22 protein-coding genes and 1 riboswitch are annotated in these 17,630 nt (G+C 46.5%); of the genes, 3 read left to right on the top strand and 19 right to left on the bottom strand.

The window, feature by feature from the left end; genetic code table 11:
• Positions 1 to 2: 2 nt before the first annotated feature.
• The 9 genes from resB to AC3WTF_RS02245 form a co-directional block, all read right to left on the bottom strand.
• On the bottom strand, positions 3 to 1,631 hold the full coding sequence (gene resB, locus AC3WTF_RS02285) for a cytochrome c biogenesis protein ResB (protein WP_032870107.1): 1,629 nt from the start codon (positions 1,629 to 1,631) through the stop codon (positions 3 to 5).
• Positions 1,628 to 2,167, bottom strand: coding sequence for a thiol-disulfide oxidoreductase ResA (gene resA / locus AC3WTF_RS02280; RefSeq protein WP_003153391.1), 540 nt, complete (start codon positions 2,165 to 2,167; stop codon positions 1,628 to 1,630). The genes resB and resA overlap by 4 nt, the downstream gene beginning before the upstream one ends.
• An 84-nt stretch (positions 2,168 to 2,251) precedes the next feature.
• Positions 2,252 to 2,986: a 23S rRNA pseudouridine(2605) synthase RluB gene (rluB, locus tag AC3WTF_RS02275; protein WP_007409432.1), complete on the bottom strand. Its 735-nt coding sequence runs from the start codon at positions 2,984 to 2,986 to the stop codon at positions 2,252 to 2,254.
• 93 nt (positions 2,987 to 3,079) lie between these two features.
• Positions 3,080 to 3,616 carry a spore maturation protein gene (locus AC3WTF_RS02270; RefSeq protein WP_007409431.1) on the bottom strand — a complete coding sequence of 179 codons (537 nt, stop codon included), beginning with the start codon at positions 3,614 to 3,616 and terminating at the stop codon, positions 3,080 to 3,082.
• Between the two features lie 4 nt (positions 3,617 to 3,620).
• A complete protein-coding gene (locus AC3WTF_RS02265) occupies positions 3,621 to 4,211 on the bottom strand; it encodes a nucleoside recognition domain-containing protein (protein WP_003153385.1) in 591 nt (196 codons plus the stop codon).
• Entirely contained in the window at positions 4,199 to 5,350 is a 1,152-nt protein-coding gene (locus AC3WTF_RS02260) for a D-alanyl-D-alanine carboxypeptidase family protein (protein ID WP_007409430.1), read from the bottom strand. The genes AC3WTF_RS02265 and AC3WTF_RS02260 overlap by 13 nt, the downstream gene beginning before the upstream one ends.
• Before the next feature lie 112 nt (positions 5,351 to 5,462).
• A complete protein-coding gene (locus tag AC3WTF_RS02255) occupies positions 5,463 to 5,948 on the bottom strand; it encodes a DUF3907 family protein (RefSeq protein WP_015240120.1) in 486 nt (161 codons plus the stop codon).
• A gap of 89 nt (positions 5,949 to 6,037) precedes the next feature.
• Entirely contained in the window at positions 6,038 to 6,631 is a 594-nt protein-coding gene (scpB, locus tag AC3WTF_RS02250) for an SMC-Scp complex subunit ScpB (RefSeq protein ID WP_007409428.1), read from the bottom strand.
• Entirely contained in the window at positions 6,621 to 7,376 is a 756-nt protein-coding gene (locus tag AC3WTF_RS02245) for a segregation/condensation protein A (RefSeq protein WP_007409427.1), read from the bottom strand. The genes scpB and AC3WTF_RS02245 overlap by 11 nt, the downstream gene beginning before the upstream one ends.
• 207 nt (positions 7,377 to 7,583) lie before the next feature.
• Between AC3WTF_RS02245 and AC3WTF_RS02240 the strand changes: the two genes are divergently transcribed.
• Entirely contained in the window at positions 7,584 to 7,673 is a 90-nt protein-coding gene (locus tag AC3WTF_RS02240) for a YjcZ family sporulation protein (protein ID WP_003153376.1), read from the top strand.
• 88 nt (positions 7,674 to 7,761) lie between these two features.
• A complete protein-coding gene (locus tag AC3WTF_RS02235) occupies positions 7,762 to 8,283 on the top strand; it encodes a DUF309 domain-containing protein (protein ID WP_003153375.1) in 522 nt (173 codons plus the stop codon).
• Between the two features lie 65 nt (positions 8,284 to 8,348).
• On the opposite strand, the gene ribT is transcribed toward AC3WTF_RS02235, so the two are convergent.
• From ribT to AC3WTF_RS02190, 9 genes are all read right to left on the bottom strand, one after another.
• A complete protein-coding gene (ribT, locus tag AC3WTF_RS02230) occupies positions 8,349 to 8,723 on the bottom strand; it encodes a GNAT family N-acetyltransferase RibT (protein ID WP_003153373.1) in 375 nt (124 codons plus the stop codon).
• 116 nt (positions 8,724 to 8,839) lie between these two features.
• Positions 8,840 to 9,304, bottom strand: a complete 465-nt coding sequence (gene ribH, locus AC3WTF_RS02225) for a 6,7-dimethyl-8-ribityllumazine synthase (RefSeq protein WP_003153372.1) — start codon at positions 9,302 to 9,304, stop codon at positions 8,840 to 8,842.
• Between the two features lie 32 nt (positions 9,305 to 9,336).
• Positions 9,337 to 10,533: a bifunctional 3,4-dihydroxy-2-butanone-4-phosphate synthase/GTP cyclohydrolase II gene (locus AC3WTF_RS02220; protein WP_003153371.1), complete on the bottom strand. Its 1,197-nt coding sequence runs from the start codon at positions 10,531 to 10,533 to the stop codon at positions 9,337 to 9,339.
• Positions 10,534 to 10,547: 14 nt separating this feature from the next.
• Positions 10,548 to 11,195 carry a riboflavin synthase gene (gene ribE / locus AC3WTF_RS02215; RefSeq protein WP_047935906.1) on the bottom strand — a complete coding sequence of 216 codons (648 nt, stop codon included), beginning with the start codon at positions 11,193 to 11,195 and terminating at the stop codon, positions 10,548 to 10,550.
• Complete coding sequence (gene ribD, locus AC3WTF_RS02210; protein WP_015240125.1) at positions 11,176 to 12,291, bottom strand: bifunctional diaminohydroxyphosphoribosylaminopyrimidine deaminase/5-amino-6-(5-phosphoribosylamino)uracil reductase RibD; 1,116 nt, start codon at positions 12,289 to 12,291, stop codon at positions 11,176 to 11,178. Before ribD ends, ribE begins: the two co-directional genes overlap by 20 nt.
• A 131-nt stretch (positions 12,292 to 12,422) precedes the next feature.
• Positions 12,423 to 12,569, bottom strand: a riboswitch (FMN riboswitch).
• 119 nt (positions 12,570 to 12,688) lie between these two features.
• Positions 12,689 to 13,033, bottom strand: a complete 345-nt coding sequence (locus tag AC3WTF_RS02205; RefSeq protein ID WP_007409423.1) for a hypothetical protein — start codon at positions 13,031 to 13,033, stop codon at positions 12,689 to 12,691.
• A 245-nt stretch (positions 13,034 to 13,278) separates the two neighbouring features.
• The gene (gene lepB, locus AC3WTF_RS02200; RefSeq protein WP_032861567.1) at positions 13,279 to 13,854 is read right to left on the bottom strand and encodes a signal peptidase I; all 576 of its coding nucleotides are present in this window, start codon (positions 13,852 to 13,854) and stop codon (positions 13,279 to 13,281) included.
• Positions 13,855 to 13,934: 80 nt separating this feature from the next.
• Positions 13,935 to 14,426: a CcdC protein domain-containing protein gene (locus tag AC3WTF_RS02195; protein ID WP_007409421.1), complete on the bottom strand. Its 492-nt coding sequence runs from the start codon at positions 14,424 to 14,426 to the stop codon at positions 13,935 to 13,937.
• A gap of 149 nt (positions 14,427 to 14,575) precedes the next feature.
• On the bottom strand, positions 14,576 to 15,007 hold the full coding sequence (locus AC3WTF_RS02190; protein WP_003153363.1) for a peptidylprolyl isomerase: 432 nt from the start codon (positions 15,005 to 15,007) through the stop codon (positions 14,576 to 14,578).
• A gap of 284 nt (positions 15,008 to 15,291) precedes the next feature.
• Here AC3WTF_RS02190 and AC3WTF_RS02185 point away from each other — a divergent pair, with 284 nt between their 5' ends.
• Complete coding sequence (locus AC3WTF_RS02185; RefSeq protein ID WP_014418285.1) at positions 15,292 to 16,191, top strand: DUF1002 domain-containing protein; 900 nt, start codon at positions 15,292 to 15,294, stop codon at positions 16,189 to 16,191.
• Positions 16,192 to 16,235: 44 nt separating this feature from the next.
• Here AC3WTF_RS02185 and lysA read toward each other — a convergent pair whose 3' ends face one another.
• Complete coding sequence (gene lysA, locus AC3WTF_RS02180) at positions 16,236 to 17,555, bottom strand: diaminopimelate decarboxylase (protein ID WP_012117893.1); 1,320 nt, start codon at positions 17,553 to 17,555, stop codon at positions 16,236 to 16,238.
• Between the last annotated feature and the right edge of the window lie 75 nt (positions 17,556 to 17,630).

The following is a 17,630-nucleotide window of genomic DNA, read 5'->3' as shown; positions in this document are numbered from 1 at the left end:
CACTAGGCCTGATTTTTGGCCAATTCTTTTTGATCGGCCGGCTCTTGAATCCCGGTCCCGCTAAGAACAAATTCGATATCCTTTTTCAGACCGAACCAGTTTTTGTTCGTATGTCCCGCCACAAGCACTTCATGATCACCTGTTTTGATCCAGATCCTTCTGTGCTGCCAGTACATTCCTTGAATGACGCCGATCATAAAGATCGCGCCGCCGACGGCAAGCACCCATAAGGTTAAGTCTTTTCTGACGGTGAGTCCTGTAATGTTTTTCGTTTCCACATGGTCGAATTTTAATTTGTACTTGTTACTTTCGGAACCTTCAACAGTCTGCTGAATCGCAACAAAACTTTTCTCCCCTTTCGGCTTGTCAGGAGCCGTGATTTTAAAGACAAAAGCCGGATTGTTAGGAACCTTCGTTTTCGTGCTCGGTTCTCCGTCCTTGTTAAAATAAAAATCAGGAAGATAACTGGCGATCTGCACTTTGTAACCGTTACCAAGATCATAGTCCGTGTCGGGATCAAGAAGATTGATCTTCAGTTTGCCGAATGACTGTTTTGTTTTTTGGTCGATCAGCTGAAATACCATCTGATCGAGCTGGTTTTCTTTATAGTCCACCTGATACACAGAATAGGAGTCAAAGCGCAGCGGTTCATTGACGCGGATATTGTTTTCTTTGACTCTTTTAAGCTTCGGCTTTTCACCGAATACAATGTCGCCTTCCCTCTTGTACAAAACCGCGTCCGTTGTGAAGGATTTGGCGACTTTGCCGTTTCCGGCTCTGTCAATGGCGTCGGCGAATACTTTTTTCTCAGTGTCTTTGTTATATGTCTGCATCGTGAACCGGTTGTTTTTTAAGTAATATTTGCCGTCGGTACCGGGGATCTGAGCGGTTTCGCCTTCACGGACCCAGAGCGTTTCATCGACATACATACCGGGTACAAATCTCAGCATGGCTCCGATCAGAAAAATGATCAGGCCGATATGATTGACGTAGGGCCCCCACCTTGAAAAACGGCCTTTTTCCGCCAGAATGCTTCCCTCTTGTTCTCGCACTCTATAATGCTTTTTTTTCAATCGTGTTCTGAGGCTATCAGCCGCATCCCCGCTCAGCTCGGTTTCTGTCCGGCTGTATAGACGCTGCCTCTTCAAAAAGACCGGATTCCGCCGAACTCCTTGATTTTTCAGCGCCCTGTACAAAGGAATCACCCGATCCAGGCTGCAGATGACCAGTGATATGCCAATGGATGCGATCAGGAGCATATACCACCATGAGCCGTACAGGTGATGAAATCCCAACAGATAATACATTTGGCCGATTATGCCGTACTGCTGTTCATAATATGTATCCGGCTGGGCGCCCGGCGGCAGATAAGCTTCCTGCGGAAAAACCGTGCCGAAAGCAGACGCCGCCAGAGTAATGACGATCAGCCATATTCCGACTTTTACGGAAGAAAAGAAGTTCCATACCTTATCTACGATTGTTTTGTTATATGTTTGCGAACGCCTTGCGCTGCCGTCGTACCGCATATCGGCAAGCGGCGATTTTTGATCATCAAGCGGCTTCCCGCACGACTCGCACAAAACCGTCCCGGCTGGATTCACGTGCCCGCATTCACATTTGACCTTTTTCATGAAGACGCCTCCGGCTTAATTAAATTCATATAGTCATGAACCATGCGTTCTGTCATCGTGCCGGTCACCACTTTCACGACTTTTCCGTCGGGATTGATCAAAAATGTCGTCGGAATAGGTGATACGCCGTACGCGTCCAGCACTTGCCGGTCAGTATCGAGCGCAACCGGGAAATTGACGCCGTATGTTTTCATAAAATTATGTACTGCAATTTTTGATTCGCCGACATTTACCGCAACCACCTCGACACCGAGGTCTTTAAAATGCTTGTATTGATTCTCCATGTAGGGAAATTCCTGCTTGCACGGCTCACACCACGTTCCCCAGAAATTCAGAAAAACACCTTTTCCTTTTAACTGACTCAGTTCTATGAGTCTGCCCTCTGTATCTTTCAGCGCGAAATTCGGGGCTTTGGACCCCTCAGATATACGCTCACCGTTTGTGTATACGGCATTATAGATGGTATATCCGAGCGCGCAGAGTAAGATGAGAAGGATGCCGGTCCGAATGAATAAACGCCGCCGTTTTTTGTTCATTGTACACTGCTCCCCTCCCCTGCCTGCAAATCCATTCAATTATATCATCAACACGTTTTGTAATTTTTGAAGGTTATGTGAAAATTAGAAAGCGTTTTTACCGTGTTCCGCTAAAGCCCGCAGCCTTTTCACCTCATGCGGCGACAATTCTCTTGCGTCTCCTGTGCGCAGGCCTCTTAAATCTAAAAATGCGTATTCTTCACGTTTTAGTTTCAGCACGTCATGACCGATCGCCTCGAACATGCGGCGGACCTGTCTGTTCCGTCCTTCATGAATCGTCAGCTGAATGATGCTCGTCTGCTTTCTTTTGTCCAGGGAAAGCAATTTCGCTCTGGCCGGCGCCGTCTTGCCTTCTTCAAGCTGAATGCCGCGCTCAAGCTTTCTCAGAAGTTCCTTGGAAGGAATCCCCTTCACTTTGGCGACGTACGTCTTATCAATTTCGTATTTCGGATGCATGAGTTTGTTGGCAAACTCGCCGTCATTTGTCAGCAATAAAAGTCCGCTCGTATCATAATCAAGCCTGCCGATCGGATAAATGCGCTGCGGCACTTCTTTGAAAAAGTCGGTCACCACTTTCCGCCCTTTGTCGTCATCAGCTGCTGAGATCACTCCTCTCGGTTTATAAAGCAGAAAGTACACGGGTTCTTCCCGCTCCACCTTTAATCCGTTTACTTCAATCTGATCAGAACCGGTCACTTTTACGCCGAGCTCTGTTATTACTTTTCCATTCACCTTTACTTTTCCTTCTTTTATCAGCTCTTCCGCCTTTCTGCGTGATGCCACGCCGGCATGAGCAATAACTTTTTGCAGTCTTTCCATGTCGTTCACCTCAAGTATAATCTTACTTTTTTCCCCTTGAACAAACAAGCTTTTTCAAGGAGAGTTATTCTGATATATAAAAAGCGCCTGATTTCAGGCGCTTCCAAATAATAACGTAACTATGATGATTGATGCAACCACCCCGATCAAATCAGCAAGAAGACCAACCTTTAAAGCATCCCCCATTTTTTTGATGCCGACCGCCCCGAAATACACCGTCAGGACATACAGCGTCGTGTCAGTCGATCCCTGCATGACCGAGGCCAGCCTGCCGATAAATGAATCAGGCCCGTACACGGCGATCAGATCTGTCGTCATGCCGAGCGCCGCCGTCCCCGAAATCGGGCGGATCAGAGCAAGCGGCACGACTTCTGCGGGAATGCCGAGCGCTGTAAAGAAAGGCTTGCACAGCCCCATGACAAAATCCAGCGCGCCCGAGGCCCGGAATACGGTAATCGCCACCAGCATCCCGACCAAATACGGAATGATGGAAAACGCAATCTCAATTCCTTCTTTTCCGCCTTCAACGAATGATTCATACGTCGGCACTTTTTTGATCGTGCCGTATATCAATATACCGGCGATAATAATCGGAATCATGGCTAAAGACACCCAATTCACCATTTCCATTCGCTTACCTCCCTTTTCTTTTGCGGCGGTACCAGAAGTAGCGGTCAATGAAAATCGCGCCGATTCCCGAAATTAAAGTCGCTAAGATGGTCGGCCCGACGATATCGGTCGGTGATTTCGCCGAGTAAGCCATGCGCACGGCAATGACGGTTGTCGGTATCAATGTAATACTCGAAGTATTTACCGCCAAAAAGGTAATCATGGAACGGCTGGCCTCAGACTTACCTCCATTCAGCTTTTTCATCTGCTCCATGGCTTTAATGCCGAGCGGTGTCGCCGCATTTCCCAGTCCGAAAAAGTTTGCCATGAGATTTGATAAGATGTATCCCATCGCCGGATGATCAGGGGGAATATCGGGAAACAGCTTAGAAATAAACGGGCGGCACATTCTGCTGAATATATCCAAAAGGCCGGACTGCTCGGCTATTTTCATCAGGCCGAGCCAGAACACGAGAACGCTCATTAATCCGAACGAGATCGTAACCGCTTCTTTCGCTCCTTTAAAAACGGCTTCATTCACATCCTGCAAGGTACCGTTAAACATCGCAAAGACAAGTCCGATTACCGTCAGACATACCCAGATTAAATTGACCATGACGAACCGCCCGCCGCGCTCATAAACAGGCTCGTAAACGTCTCAATGAAATGCTTTTTCGGTTTTTTATGGCGCTCATTTTCATAATAGACGGGGATCTTGGCGATCACTTTCCCATCATGCATAACAGTCATCCGGCCGACGACATCAGGAATGAGAGAGGCGTCCTTTTTCCAGGCTTTTTTCGGTTTTATTAAGGTTGTGCGGATTTTTACATCGTCGATTTCATCCTCTTTTAACAAATATTTGACATCCCGGGCAATAAAAGCGCGCTTTCCGTAAAACGTCTTTTTCAGCTTCGGGATGCCGCCTTTTTTAGCGACGACATAGGTTTTATAGTGCTCAAAGACATAATTAAACATATTCATATGATCATCCCAATCATCCGGATCATTTATGGTGACCGCGATGAGATCCGTTCCGTCTTTTGAGGCCGTCGAGACGAGCGTCCGTTTCGCGATTTTTGTGTAACCTGTTTTTCCGCCTGTGCTGTAACGGTAGAGCCCGGTCAGAAGCTTGTTTTTATTTTTCCATACCCGGTCCATCGTTTCCGCCTTATACACTTTTGTGCCTGAAACGGTCCGGTATTCCTTGATTTCCATCGCGTATTTAGTCAAAAGCGCCATGTCATACGCCGTTGAATATAAATTTTCATGGTCGTCCAGCCCGTGCGGATTTTGAAATTTTGTATTTTCCATCCCGATTTGCTCGGCTTTTTTGTTCATCATAAATACAAAACCGTCAAGGCTTCCGCCGACATATTCCGCTATTGCCGCAGCGGCGTCATTTCCTGACCTTAACATAAGCCCGTATACGAGATCTTTCAGCTTTACTTTTTGTCCCGGCTGAAGATAAATGGCTGAGCCTTCCGTTTTTACGGCATTCGGGGAAACCGTCACGGTCTCTTCCATCTTCCCTGATTCAATCGCCAGCACCGCCGTCATGATTTTCGTAATGCTTGCAATCCGCCGCTTATGATGTTCATCCTTGGCGAATAACACCCTGCCAGATGCTCCGTCGATTATAATCGCGCTTTTTGCGCTGACATGTATTTGGGCATGTGCCGTATTGCCGTCTGTAATGGAAAAAAGAATAACAAAAGTCAAAAGAAATACGGCAGCTTTTTTGAGAAAGCGCATGAATGCTCACGTCCTTGTTGTGGGTTTGTACAAGTTTATGCGCATGTCCATGACTTATGAATACCAATTGCATCACTTTCACATAAAAAAACTCTCCCAAAAGGAAGAGTTTTTATCTGACTGATGCCATATTTGAGCCTGATGCTTCATATTGCGCCAATTCTTCCCGCATGCGCAGAAATTCACTGCTGAGCGAAAGCAGAAGGCTCCGCAGCGAGTCCGGCACTTGCTGGTAGAATTCAATCGCGCTTTGGCCTGTATAAGCGGCGCGGCTGTTTTCGTACCATGTATCCTTTTTCGGCATGAAAAACTCTTCCACGCACTGATGATATACTTTATACAGCGTTTTTTCCGCTCTCGCCTCATGAAACGGCTCCTGCATTAAAAGCCGCCTGCAGGCTTCCTGGGCGCCTTCGCAAAAGACGGTCATCCTCCTCAGCACACTGAGCACGTCGCGGCAGTATGCCTCATCCGCCTCTCCTTGAGCCCGCATCTCCGGCAAAGTTGTATGATTTAAATAGCTGCTGACCATCGTGACAACCTCGGCTAAAAATTCACCAGTTTCTTCAGTATGGGCCCTCACAATCGAATTTCCCATTTCCGTCCGTTTCCTTCCTCTCTTGTACGTCGTCATTTGCGTCATTCATCAATGGCCTTTCCCTACTATCGTATGATGAAAAACGATTATTATTTAATATCCTCAAAAGTTTGGTTGAAGTTTTCAAAGAATAAATCGGCTTCCTCCTGGAGAACGTCTTCCTCCGCATTTTCAGGAAGCGGCGGGAGCTCCTCCAATGTTTTTAAGCCGAATTGTTCAAGAAATACCGGTGTCGTGCCGTATAAAATCGCCCGGCCGGGACCGTCGGCGCGGCCCACCTCACACAGCAGCGCTTTTGACACGAGGCTGTGCAGAATCCGCTCAGACTTCACGCCCCGGATATCTTCAATTTCCGCCCGTGTGATCGGCTGCTTGTACGAAACGATCGCCAGCACTTCCAAAGAAGCCTGTGACAGCCCTTTTGACGGCACTTCGATTAGTTTTTTCAAATAAGGCACGAATTCTTTTTTCGTCCCAAGCATATACGTATCCGCATATTCGGTAAGCTCGATGCCTCTGTCGTCTTCCTTGTACTGAGCGGCCACTTCTTCCATGATTCCGGCCAGTTCCGCTTCTTCTATTTCAAGCACCGTCACCAATTGCTTTTTGGTCAGCCCTTCATCACCCGCCGCATACAGCAGGGCTTCCACAATCGCTTTCCAATTCACGATATCAAGCGCCATGAATGGATTCACTCCCCGTAATGTATATATCTGAAAAGTTTTCTTCCTGTTCAATGATAATCTGCTGATTTTTCATCAGTTCCAGGACTGCTAAAAACGTCACGACGAGATGGTCCTTTTGCCGAGAAGGAAAAAGCTCCGTGAAGTTTATTCTTCTCCCCGCCGTTTTTAAGCTTTTTACGATTTCGTTCATTCTGTCTTCAATCGGTATTTCCTGCCTTGTAATGGTCGTTTCTTTCGGCCGCGTGATTTTTTTACGCTGAAGCACCTTTTGAAACGCGCCGATCATGTCATAAACGGTCACCGACAGTTTCTGCTCCGTCTGTTTGATTTCTTTTGCATACTCACTTAAATCACTCGGCGGCTTTGTAAATGACTTTTGTCTTTCTTCTTCCCGCTCTTTTAAATCCTTCGCAGCGGTTTTATACTTTCTATACTCAATCAGCTTTTCAATCAGCTCGTCCCGAGGGTCTTCTTCTTCAAGCATTTCGTCTTCAAACAGCTCTTCCTCTTGTTTCGGAAGCAGCATTCTGCTTTTAATGCTGAGAAGCGTCGCCGCCATGACCAGATATTCACTGGCGACATCAAGTTCAAGCTCTTGCATTGTATGTACATATAATAAATATTGTTCAGTAATGGTTGCCACGGGTATGTCGTATATGTCGATTTCAAGACGGTTAATCAGATGAAGCAGCAGGTCCAATGGGCCTTCAAACGTATCAATTTTCACTTGATATTCTACCATTATCTCACCATTTTCAATATCACTCTCATTGCCGGAAAAACTGGCTACCCTTTAGTATAATCCACCGAAATGCTCTCGTCCAATACTTTTATACACGTCCTCCGTTATTTAGAAAATACTGAAAAAGAAGATATACGCCTATACCTTTAAAGGCGGATGCACATATGATAGCCGTGTAAACTTGAAACAAAGGGAGGCTGATTTCACATGAGCGGAGCTTGTTTCGGCGGAGGTTTTGCATTAATTGTCGTTCTGTTTATTTTGCTCGTTGTCGTAGGAGCATCTTACATCTGCTAGTTCCTCAGGCTTCAGACACCAAGCCGCTCTTTTTTTCCTTTTCATAGCGCTGTGGTACACTGGTTTTAGCATAAAAGGAGGAAGCGGCTTGTATCCTAAAGCTTATATCGGCTTTTTGGCCGAATTTCACGCATCAAGAGATTATTTTGAGTGTCATGAACTGTTAGAGGAATATTGGAAAGAAAGCCCGGCTGAAAAGCGGAGCATTCATTGGGTCGGCCTGATTCAGCTTGCCGTCGCTCTGTATCACCAGCGCAGGGGAAATGAAGCCGGGGCGAAACGGCTGATTGCCAACAGCTTACGTATTCTCCGGTCTGAAAAGCAGGCGGTCTGTTCTCTCGGTCTCAGCCACCCGAAGCTGATTGAGCTGATAGAAACGCTGTCAGACGATATAGAAGCGGGCCTGCCTTACAGAAGTGTTATGCTGCCGATTACAGATGAAGCCCTGAAAGAAGCATGTCTTGCCGAATGCCGCCGAAAGGGCTATACATGGGGGCAAGACGGCGTATCAGATACCTTTCTTATTCATAAACACCGCCTGCGGGACAGGACGGATGTCATTAAGGAACGCGAACGGGAAATTGAGAGAAGAAAAAAAAGCAGAGGCTGACGGTCAGCCCTGCTTTTTCTATATCAAAACAGCTCCCGAAACCGTGAAGATTCCGGGAGCATTTGTCAGTTATTATATGAGATATCCTGATCTTTTTGATGTTGACAGCGTTCAAAAAAGCTTTGCGTTAATTCATTCGGAACGAGTGCCTCCGTTTTGAACAGGCGTTTTAAGGCGTCCATCATTTGCTTTCCGATTCCTTGATGGCGGTGAGAAGGATTCACGCTGATATGCCGGATTTCAACTTCTGAGTCCTTTTTTTCGACTCCGATCGCTCCGACGATATCTTCATCCTCTTTCCAAAGAAAGAGCTGGCGGCCAGTATCCGTTTCATAGTCCTTTATTGTCTGCTGAAGCTGCTTGAGATCTTTTTCATTCGGCATAAATGACAGAAGACCCATCGCAATCTTTTCAAACGATTTTTTATAACGAATTAACATAAAAACCCCTCTATATCCAAAATGTCCATTCATGTCCTATCAAACGGATACATAAAGGCGATCCGTTTCCTCACATTATATCATTTTCGCCGCTGTTTTAAACGCTTTTCAACAAATTATTCAAATGAACGGTTTAAATTTGCCATTTCAATGGCAGATACTGCGCAATCCGCTCCCTTATTTCCGGCTTTTGTTCCGGCTCGTTCGATGGCCTGCTCAATGGTTTCAGTCGTCACGATGCCGAAGATAACCGGGACGCCCGTCGCCGTTCCCGCCTGGGCGATGCCTTTTGCCGCTTCATTGCAGACATAGTCATAATGCGTTGTCGCTCCTCTGATAACCGTGCCGAGCGTAATGACGGCATCGTATTTTTTCGTTTCCGCCATTTTCTTTGCCGCAAACGGGATTTCAAACGCTCCCGGCACCCAAGCGACGTCAATGTCGTTTGATTCTACACCGTGGCGAAGCAACGTGTCTTCCGCTCCGCTTAACAGCTTGCTCGTAATAAATTCATTAAATCTGCCGACGACGATTCCGATTTTAAGTCCTGTTCCTACTAGGTTTCCTTGTATGATATTCATATGTTATCCATCCTTTTTTGTGAGATTTGTTTTTAGAAATGAAGCAGATGTCCAAGTTTTTTCATTTTGGTCTGTAAATATTGCTTGTTATGCTCACTCGCTTCCATTTGAAGCGGCACCCGTTCTGAAATGCTGAGACCGTATCCTTCGAGGCCGGCGATTTTCCGGGGGTTATTGGTTAAAAGTTTCATATGCTGAACCCCTAAGTCGCGGAGAATCTGGGCGCCGATGCCGTAGTTGCGCAGATCAGGCAGAAAGCCGAGCGCTTCGTTCGCTTCAACCGTGTCGTACCCTTGTTCCTGCAATCGGTACGCCTTCAGCTTATTGATTAAACCGATCCCTCTGCCTTCCTGGCGCAAATACAATAGAACGCCGCGGCCTTCTTCAGCAATTTGCGCAAGCGCGGCATGAAGCTGAGGTCCGCAATCACAGCGATGGGATGCAAACACATCGCCCGTCAGGCATTCTGAGTGCACTCTGACAAGAACGGGTTCGCTGTTAAACGGGACATCCCCCATGACAAAGGCGAGATGTTCTTTTCCGTCAACCTCGTTTGTATATCCGTAAACTCTAAACGTGCCGAAGTCAGTCGGCAGCGTAATATCAACTTCTCTGTTCACAAGGGTCGTAATGTTGTAACGGTACTCTATTAAGTCTTTTATCGTAATCATTTTCAGCTGGTGGCGTTCGGCGATTTCGGCTAACTCCGGCACTCTGGCCATAGTGCCGTCTTCATTCATAATTTCACAAATGACGCCCGCTCCCTGAGATCCGCAGGCTTTTGCAAGGTCAACGGCTGCTTCCGTATGGCCGGCCCGCTTCAGGACGCCTCCTTTTTTTGCGATTAAGGGGAAAATGTGGCCCGGACGCTGAAAATCGTCAGACACAGATTCTTCGTTCAACAGCGCCTGAATGGTAAAGGATCGTTCCTGCGCGCTGATGCCCGTTTTTGTCAGCCTGTGGTCAATACTGACCGTAAACGCGGTCTCATGTGAGTCCGTATTATGATCGACCATCGGGTGAAGATCCAGCCGGCCGGCGATGTCTTCAGACAGCGGCGTGCAGATCAGGCCTCTCCCATGGGTCGCCATAAAATTCACCACTTCCGGCGTGGCATGCTCAGCCAGCGCTACGAAATCTCCTTCGTTTTCTCTGTCTTCATCATCGACAACAATGATGACTTCACCTTTTTTCAGCGCCTCTAACGCCTCTTCTATCGGATGAAACATATCGATCTTCCTTTCTAAAAGCCGTTCTCGCTTAAAAAGGCTTCCGTGATAGTTTGATTGCTTTTCGTTTGTTCTGTTTTGTGCAAAAAGCGGTATAAGTATTTGCCGATCATGTCACACTCAATATTTACGGTCGATCCGACTGTTTTCGTCTGAAAAATCGTTTCTGAGATGGTATGCGGAATGATGGATACCGTCACGCTTTCGTCTGATAAACCGAAAATCGTCAGGCTCACGCCGTCTACCGTAATTGAACCTTTCAATACGAGCGCTTTTGTCAGTTCCGGCGAAAGTTTTAAATCGTAATAGACCGCGTTGCTTTTTTTCTCGATCCGCGTAATTTCCGCCGTTCCGTCCACGTGCCCTGATACAAAGTGGCCGCCGAACCGCCCGTTGGCGGACATCGCTCTTTCCAAGTTTACTTTACTGCCTTTTGACAAGCCGTTCAGCGAAGTGGCTTTCACTGTTTCCGGCATGACATCAACCGTAAATTGATTGTCAGAAAATCCGGTTACGGTCAGGCAGATGCCGTTTACCGCAATGCTGTCGCCAAGTTTCACATCACTTGTCACTTTTGAAGCGGCGATGGTTAATGCCATGGAAAGGCCTGTCTTTTTGATTGCTTGGATCGTGCCTGTTTCTTCAACGATTCCTGTAAACATCGTCACCATCCTTTCCATCTTTAGGTATGGCCGTCAGTTTTATATCCGGCCCGATTTGGGTGATTTGTGTGAATTGTAAATGGGGGACATCTTTCATTGATTGAAAACCTTCACCGGAGATCAAGCTGGGAGCAAGCGTTCCTCCGATTAATTTAGGGGCGAAATAGAAATGAAGCTCTTGGAAACAGCCTTCCTTGACAAAACTTCCGTGTACGGATGCTCCGCCTTCCACATAAACCGACATTATGCCGTTTTCAGCGAGAATACTGAGCACCTCAGGGACGTGAATGCGGTCTGTTTCCAGCGGAATAACTTTTATTCCGAGTGCGGTCAGCCGGTCTTTCTTTTGCACGTCTGCACCTTTGGCCGTAAATATCCATGTCGGCGCAGCGCCGTCAGTGAGCACATTTGCCGTTTCAGGAATGGTCAGCTTTGTATCGAGAATCACTCTGACCGGCTGCTTCACCGCATCAGGAAGCCTGCAGGTCAGGCTCGGATTATCGGCTTTGACTGTGCCTGCTCCGACAAGAATGCTTTGATGCGATTTCCTGTATTGCTGGGCATCAAGCCTTGCCGCCTCTGATGTAATCCATTTGCTGTCACCGGTTTCAGTCGCTGTTTTCCCGTCAAGGCTCGCGGCCGCTTTCAAGGTGACATACGGAAGTCCGGTCCGCATGAAGTGAAGAAACATTTTATTCAGCTCTTCTGCCTGCTGCCTGAGAAGTCCGGTTTTCACTTCGATGCCCGCTGCTTCCAGCATTCCGATGCCTTTTCCGGCTACAAGCGGATTCGGATCTTTCACAGCGATAAACACCCTTTTTATCCCCGACTTTATTATCAGTTCGGCGCATGGCGGTGTTTTTCCGTAATGGCTGCAAGGCTCCAGCGTCACATACAAATCGGCGCCTTTTGCGTGTCTGCCGGCCATATGAATCGCGTGAACCTCGGCATGCGCTTCTCCGTATTGCAAATGGGCGCCCATTCCGACGATCTGTCCGTTTTTGACGACGACAGCGCCGACAAGAGGATTGGACTGTGTCTGTCCTTCACCGCGTCTGGCAAGTTCTATTGCCGTATTCATATAATATTCTTCCATCGTTATCCCTCCCTTCTTCCACGCAATTTGGCGTCAAAAAAGCCCCGAATGTTTACACAGTTCGGGGCTTTGCCAGTTTTAATCCATAAGAAATAAGACTATACAGTAAGTTTATTTTTTGCATAGCTTCTCTCATCCTTCTCCCATCCAGACTTTCACTGTCGGCTTCAGCTTTTCACTGAATCCACCGTATACAGATGCATACGGGTCACGGGCTGTAAAGCGCAAAACGCCTTATTACCGCCGGTCGGGATTTTCACCCAGCCCCGAAGGATACAATCAATATTTTTTTGTCCTTATCCGCTATTATAACATCCTTTGCGGCAGGCGCAATGAATTTGCACCTAATTATTCAGAAAAATAAAAAGCGCCCTTTTCCCATAAAAGGCGCCTTTATTTATTCGTTCACTTTGACGACCTTCAATAAGCCGTCAATCCGGTTTGACTTGCTGAAATACGCTTTAATCTTATCTCCCTTTTTCACATCGGAGAGATCCTGCTTCAGCTTGTCGCCGTTAAAAATAATTTTTGTGCCGTTTTCTGCCGTACCGTGGTACTCAGTTCCTTCGATTTTCGTAATTTTATATGTTTTGACTGTATATTCTTCTTTTTCCTGGGACAGGGTTTGTCCGATTGCAGTCGGCACGTCTTTCAGTTCAATATCGTTTATGACCATATAACCGCCCGCTAATAACAGCAGCAGTACAAGTAAAATGGCTGCTTTTGTTTTAATTCTTCCCATTTTTCTACCTCCAGCCCGTATCAATCTATTCATTACTATGTCATATTCCTTTTGTTCATGAATAGAAAACCGTTCTTCCCTGCGTGAGTTATTCATATAACGTTTCATAAAGGGAAGATGTTTCATGTATCTGTAAAACTTTCTATCTATTAAATAGATATACGAATTTATGTTCTGTTTTTGAGGGTGGAAAGATAAATTTATATAAAAAAGCAGTTTTCTTATAAGAAAACTGCCTGTACGGTTTATTTCGTCTTGCGAATTTCATTAAACGGGAAGAAGACGAATTTTGATGTGCCCGCTATTTGTTTTTTCGTAAAGAGACCGAGGCCGTTGCGGCTGTCCATAGATTCTCTGCGGTTATCACCCATGACGAAATATTTGTCGTCCGGCACCTTCACCGGGCCGAAGTCTTCTGTCAGCCGGTCATAGCCGTCTTGCTTCGCCTTGTGCTTGTTTGCCGCTAAATACGGTTCGGACACTTTTTTGCCGTTGATGTACAGCTGATCGTTTTTCATTTGCACCGTGTCGCCGGGAAGTCCGATAATCCGCTTGACATAGTGCTCGTTTTCTCCGTTCAGCACGACGATCTGGCCGCGTTTGAAGTCGCTTATGTATTTGACCGTCATATTGACAAAGATTCTCTCGCGGTCATGCAGCGTCGGATCCATTGATCTTCCATCAACGAGATAAGGGGCAAATAAAAAGTTTCGGATGAGCAGTGCCAGAACGACAGCGATGATAATGGCTTTCGCCCAATCAAGTACGGCGCTTTTTTTAGAAGTTTTTTCTTTTTCTGATTTCAAGTGATTTCCTCCCATTAGCCATGGTCGTTTTTATTTTACCATGAATCCCTGCACAGAGGGCAAATAAGCCCCGCACCTCATCCATTTTTTTCATTTTATAAGCCGGATCTGCTGATTTTACGGTATTTCACGAAGCTTCCGATCCGCCAAATGCACAAATACACAAAAGCAAGTTCCATCGTTAAAACGGCGAATTCCGCCGCGTCAATGTTTTTGAAATATTGGCTGAGCACGATACGGATCGCAATAATCGCGATAATGACATATTTAAAGTTTTTATTCCGCTTGGAGTAGACAAAGCCGTCTTCCCGGATTTCATAGGCGGTTTGCGACAGCATGATGACACCGAATACCGCGCCTAACAGTCCGGCGATGGCGAGCTCCCAAAGAGCGGGAAAATGAAACGGCTTTCCCGGGATATTCATGAGCTGGCTGATGCTGAATGTAAAAATGACGGCGATAATCAAAAGCGGGAGAATGATGCCGAAGCCGCCGCCTTTAATCGGCCTGTTTCCCTTTTTCACCCTGAACCAAATCATAAGTGCGAGAATGATAATGACAAATAAAACGGTTGCCAATTGAACCAACGTTTCTACCTCTTTTCATTGTTGTAATCGGTCTTTTTCACTATACCAGAATGATCGCTGATGTTCATATATGTATTTTTTCATGATTTACACATGAGAATTTTCATATACATAAAAAAACCCGCCTGAAAAAGGCGGGTTTTCCGTCATTATCCTTCTACACGGATTTCTTTCATTTTGTCTCCGTTAGACATGTTTTTCGCATGCTCTAAACCGCTTGTCACTTTTCCGAATACAGTATGAACGCCGTTTAAATGCGGCTGCGGCTCATGTACGATGAAGAATTGGCTTGAACCCGTGTCTTTACCGGCATGCGCCATTGATAAAGAACCGGCTTCGTGCTTATGCGGATTGCCTTCTGTTTCACATTTGATCGTTTTTCCGCTTCCGCCCATGCCTGTCCCAGTCGGATCTCCGCCTTGGCTGACAAAGCCCGGAATCACGCGGTGGAAAATAACGCCGTCATAAAAGCCCGTATTCGCCAGGTTTTCAAAGTTAGCGACTGTATTAGGCGCTTCATTCGGATAAAGTTCAAATTCAATTCTGCTGCCGTTTTCCATTTCGATGTAACCAGTTTTCATTCTCATTCCTACTTCCGTATTGTTTTTTGTCAAAGCCTTCTTCAATATGAATTTCAATTGTAAGCCGGCTTTCTTTTTGATATTCTTTTGAAGGAAGAGGCCTCTGCTCTTCTTTTCGCGGCTATTATACCATACCTTCAGCCGGAAAACGAATCTCCCCGCTTCCACAGAAAGAAAATGAAACCAGAACAGCTTCACAGCCGTCTATGTATCGGAACTGCTTCACGCAGGCCCTCACAAACCGCTTCAAAACGGCTTTTGTGAAAAGAAGGAGGTTAACCGCTTTGAAAAAAATGTGGATTGGATTGCTGGCGGCGGCCGTTGTATTGTGCACAATACCGAAAATCAGCCTGGCCGATGCCGCAGTCGGAGATGTCATCGTCACACTGGGGGCGGATCTGTCAAACGAAAACCGTCAGAAAGTGCTTGACGAATTAAATGTCCCTGATAACGCGACAAAAGTGACGGTCACGAATAAAGAAGAACATGAATATCTGGGAAAATATATATCGAATGCCCAAATCGGCACAAGAGCCATCTCTTCATCATCCATCACGGTGGCAAAGAAAGGGTCCGGGCTTGACGTTAAGACCCATAATATCGATTCCATCACGGATGAAATGTACTTAAACGCCCTGATGACAGCAGGAGTGAAAGATGCGAAAGTATACGTGACGGCGCCGTTTGAGGTATCAGGCACCGCAGCATTAACGGGAATCATCAAGGCATATGAAGTCTCATCAGACAAAGCGATTTCAGAAGATGTAAAACAGGTCGCCAACCAAGAGCTTGTCACCACTTCAAATCTCGGGGATAAAATCGGGGATAAAAACGCCTCCGCGCTCATCGCAAACATTAAAGATGATTTCGCGAAAAACGGTGTGCCCGATACAAAAGAAGGAATCGAGAAAAAGGTCGATGATGCGGCTTCAAACCTTAACATTACACTGACTGACGCTCAAAAAGACCAGCTCGTTTCATTGTTTAATAAAATGAAAAATGCCAAGATTGATTGGGGCCAAGTCGGCAGCCAGCTTGACAAGGCAAAAGACAAAATCACGAAGTTCATTCAATCCGATGAAGGCAAAAGCTTTGTTCAAAAAGTCATTGATTTCTTCGCTTCGATTTGGAATGCGATCGTGTCGGTATTTACAGGAGACAGCGGATCAAGTTCTAACAGCTGAATGCAAAAAGAGACCGGACGCCATTGTTCCGGTCTCTTTTTTATTTATTGTTTGACCCCCGTCTTAAACGGCAGATCCAGTTTTACAATGTCTTCATAAGTTTCCCTTCTAATGACAAGATGCGCTTCGCCGTCTTCCACAAAAACGACGGCGGGACGCGGAATGCGGTTGTAGTTGTTAGCCATGCTGTATCCGTATGCTCCCGTGCAGAAAACGGCGAGAAGATCGCCTTCTTTCACTTCCGGAAGATCTATATCCCAAATGAGCATATCACCGCTTTCACAGCACTTACCCGCGATGGATACCGTTTTATCGTGGTGTTCTCCGATTCTGTTTGCCGATACGGCTTCATATTTCGCCTGATACAGCGCAGGACGGATATTATCGCTCATGCCCCCGTCAACCGCTGCATATTTACGGGTGCCGGGCACTTCTTTTTGCGAACCGATGGTATAAAGCGTCGTTCCGGCGTCTCCGACGAGCGAGCGTCCCGGTTCAATCCAGATCTCCGGAATGTCAAAAGCGTGCAGCGCTGCGTTTTCTTTTACCGCTTCGATAATTTTTTCCACATAAACGGCGGGATGAAGGGGTTCATCCTCCTCCGTGTAGCGGATGCCGAAGCCGCCCCCTAAATTCAGCACTTCAGAGACAAAGCCGAATGATTCTCTCCATTCATTCAGTTTTGCGAAGATTTTTTCTGCGGCCAGCACAAAGCCCGCCGTATCAAAAATTTGCGATCCGATGTGGCAGTGAACGCCGAGAAGGCGGATATGGTCTGACTGTAATACTTGTTCAATCGCCTTTTCTATTTGCCCGTTATGCAGATCAAAACCGAATTTGGAATCTTCCTGTCCCGTTGTAATATAATCATGCGTATGCGCCTCTACCCCCGGAGTGATCCGCAGAAGCACATCCATTGTGCGCCCTGATTTGCGGCACAGTTCCGCGAGTAAGGATATTTCATAAAAATTATCAACGACAATGCAGCCGATTTGATGATCGAGCGCCATTTTCAACTCTTCTTCGCTTTTGTTATTGCCGTGAAAGTGAATCCTGTCAGCCGGAAAACCAGCCGCAACCGCCGTAAACAGCTCTCCGCCGGATACAACGTCCAATGAGAGCCCCTCCTGCTCAGCGAGCTGTATCATCGCAACGGAAGAAAACGCCTTGCTCGCGTACGCGACCTGCGCCTTTAAATCCGCGTCAATGAATGCCTGTTTAAAGCTTTTAGCGCGCTCACGTATTAAAGCCACATCGTAAACATAAAGAGGCGTGCCGTAATGCTCCGCTAAATACAGCGCGTCCACACCTCCGATTTCCAAATGACCTAGTTTGTTTTGTCTGCTTGTGCCATGTAAGAACAATGCTCATTCCCTCTTTCTGATCCGCATATGGGTGAAAAGGACAGCTTCTTTTGAGCTGTCCTTATACAAGTCCCG

The organism is Bacillus sp. EB106-06-01-XG163 (assembly GCF_058791615.1).
This window is presented reverse-complemented; position numbering and strand designations above follow the sequence as displayed.

Coding starts and splice junctions, on each gene's coding strand:
- resB (WP_032870107.1), bottom strand. CDS start 1,631: ATGAAAAAGGTCAAATGTGAATGCGGGCACGTGAATCCAGCCGGGACG.
- resA (WP_003153391.1), bottom strand. CDS start 2,167: ATGAACAAAAAACGGCGGCGTTTATTCATTCGGACCGGCATCCTTCTC.
- rluB (WP_007409432.1), bottom strand. CDS start 2,986: ATGGAAAGACTGCAAAAAGTTATTGCTCATGCCGGCGTGGCATCACGC.
- AC3WTF_RS02270 (WP_007409431.1), bottom strand. CDS start 3,616: ATGGAAATGGTGAATTGGGTGTCTTTAGCCATGATTCCGATTATTATC.
- AC3WTF_RS02265 (WP_003153385.1), bottom strand. CDS start 4,211: ATGGTCAATTTAATCTGGGTATGTCTGACGGTAATCGGACTTGTCTTT.
- AC3WTF_RS02260 (WP_007409430.1), bottom strand. CDS start 5,350: ATGCGCTTTCTCAAAAAAGCTGCCGTATTTCTTTTGACTTTTGTTATT.
- AC3WTF_RS02255 (WP_015240120.1), bottom strand. CDS start 5,948: ATGGGAAATTCGATTGTGAGGGCCCATACTGAAGAAACTGGTGAATTT.
- scpB (WP_007409428.1), bottom strand. CDS start 6,631: ATGGCGCTTGATATCGTGAATTGGAAAGCGATTGTGGAAGCCCTGCTG.
- AC3WTF_RS02245 (WP_007409427.1), bottom strand. CDS start 7,376: ATGGTAGAATATCAAGTGAAAATTGATACGTTTGAAGGCCCATTGGAC.
- AC3WTF_RS02240 (WP_003153376.1), top strand. CDS start 7,584: ATGAGCGGAGCTTGTTTCGGCGGAGGTTTTGCATTAATTGTCGTTCTG.
- ribT (WP_003153373.1), bottom strand. CDS start 8,723: ATGTTAATTCGTTATAAAAAATCGTTTGAAAAGATTGCGATGGGTCTT.
- ribH (WP_003153372.1), bottom strand. CDS start 9,304: ATGAATATCATACAAGGAAACCTAGTAGGAACAGGACTTAAAATCGGA.
- AC3WTF_RS02220 (WP_003153371.1), bottom strand. CDS start 10,533: ATGTTTCATCCGATAGAAGAGGCGTTAGAGGCGCTGAAAAAAGGTGAA.
- ribE (WP_047935906.1), bottom strand. CDS start 11,195: ATGTTTACAGGAATCGTTGAAGAAACAGGCACGATCCAAGCAATCAAA.
- ribD (WP_015240125.1), bottom strand. CDS start 12,291: ATGGAAGAATATTATATGAATACGGCAATAGAACTTGCCAGACGCGGT.
- AC3WTF_RS02205 (WP_007409423.1), bottom strand. CDS start 13,033: ATGGGAAGAATTAAAACAAAAGCAGCCATTTTACTTGTACTGCTGCTG.
- lepB (WP_032861567.1), bottom strand. CDS start 13,854: ATGGGAGGAAATCACTTGAAATCAGAAAAAGAAAAAACTTCTAAAAAA.
- AC3WTF_RS02190 (WP_003153363.1), bottom strand. CDS start 15,007: ATGAAAACTGGTTACATCGAAATGGAAAACGGCAGCAGAATTGAATTT.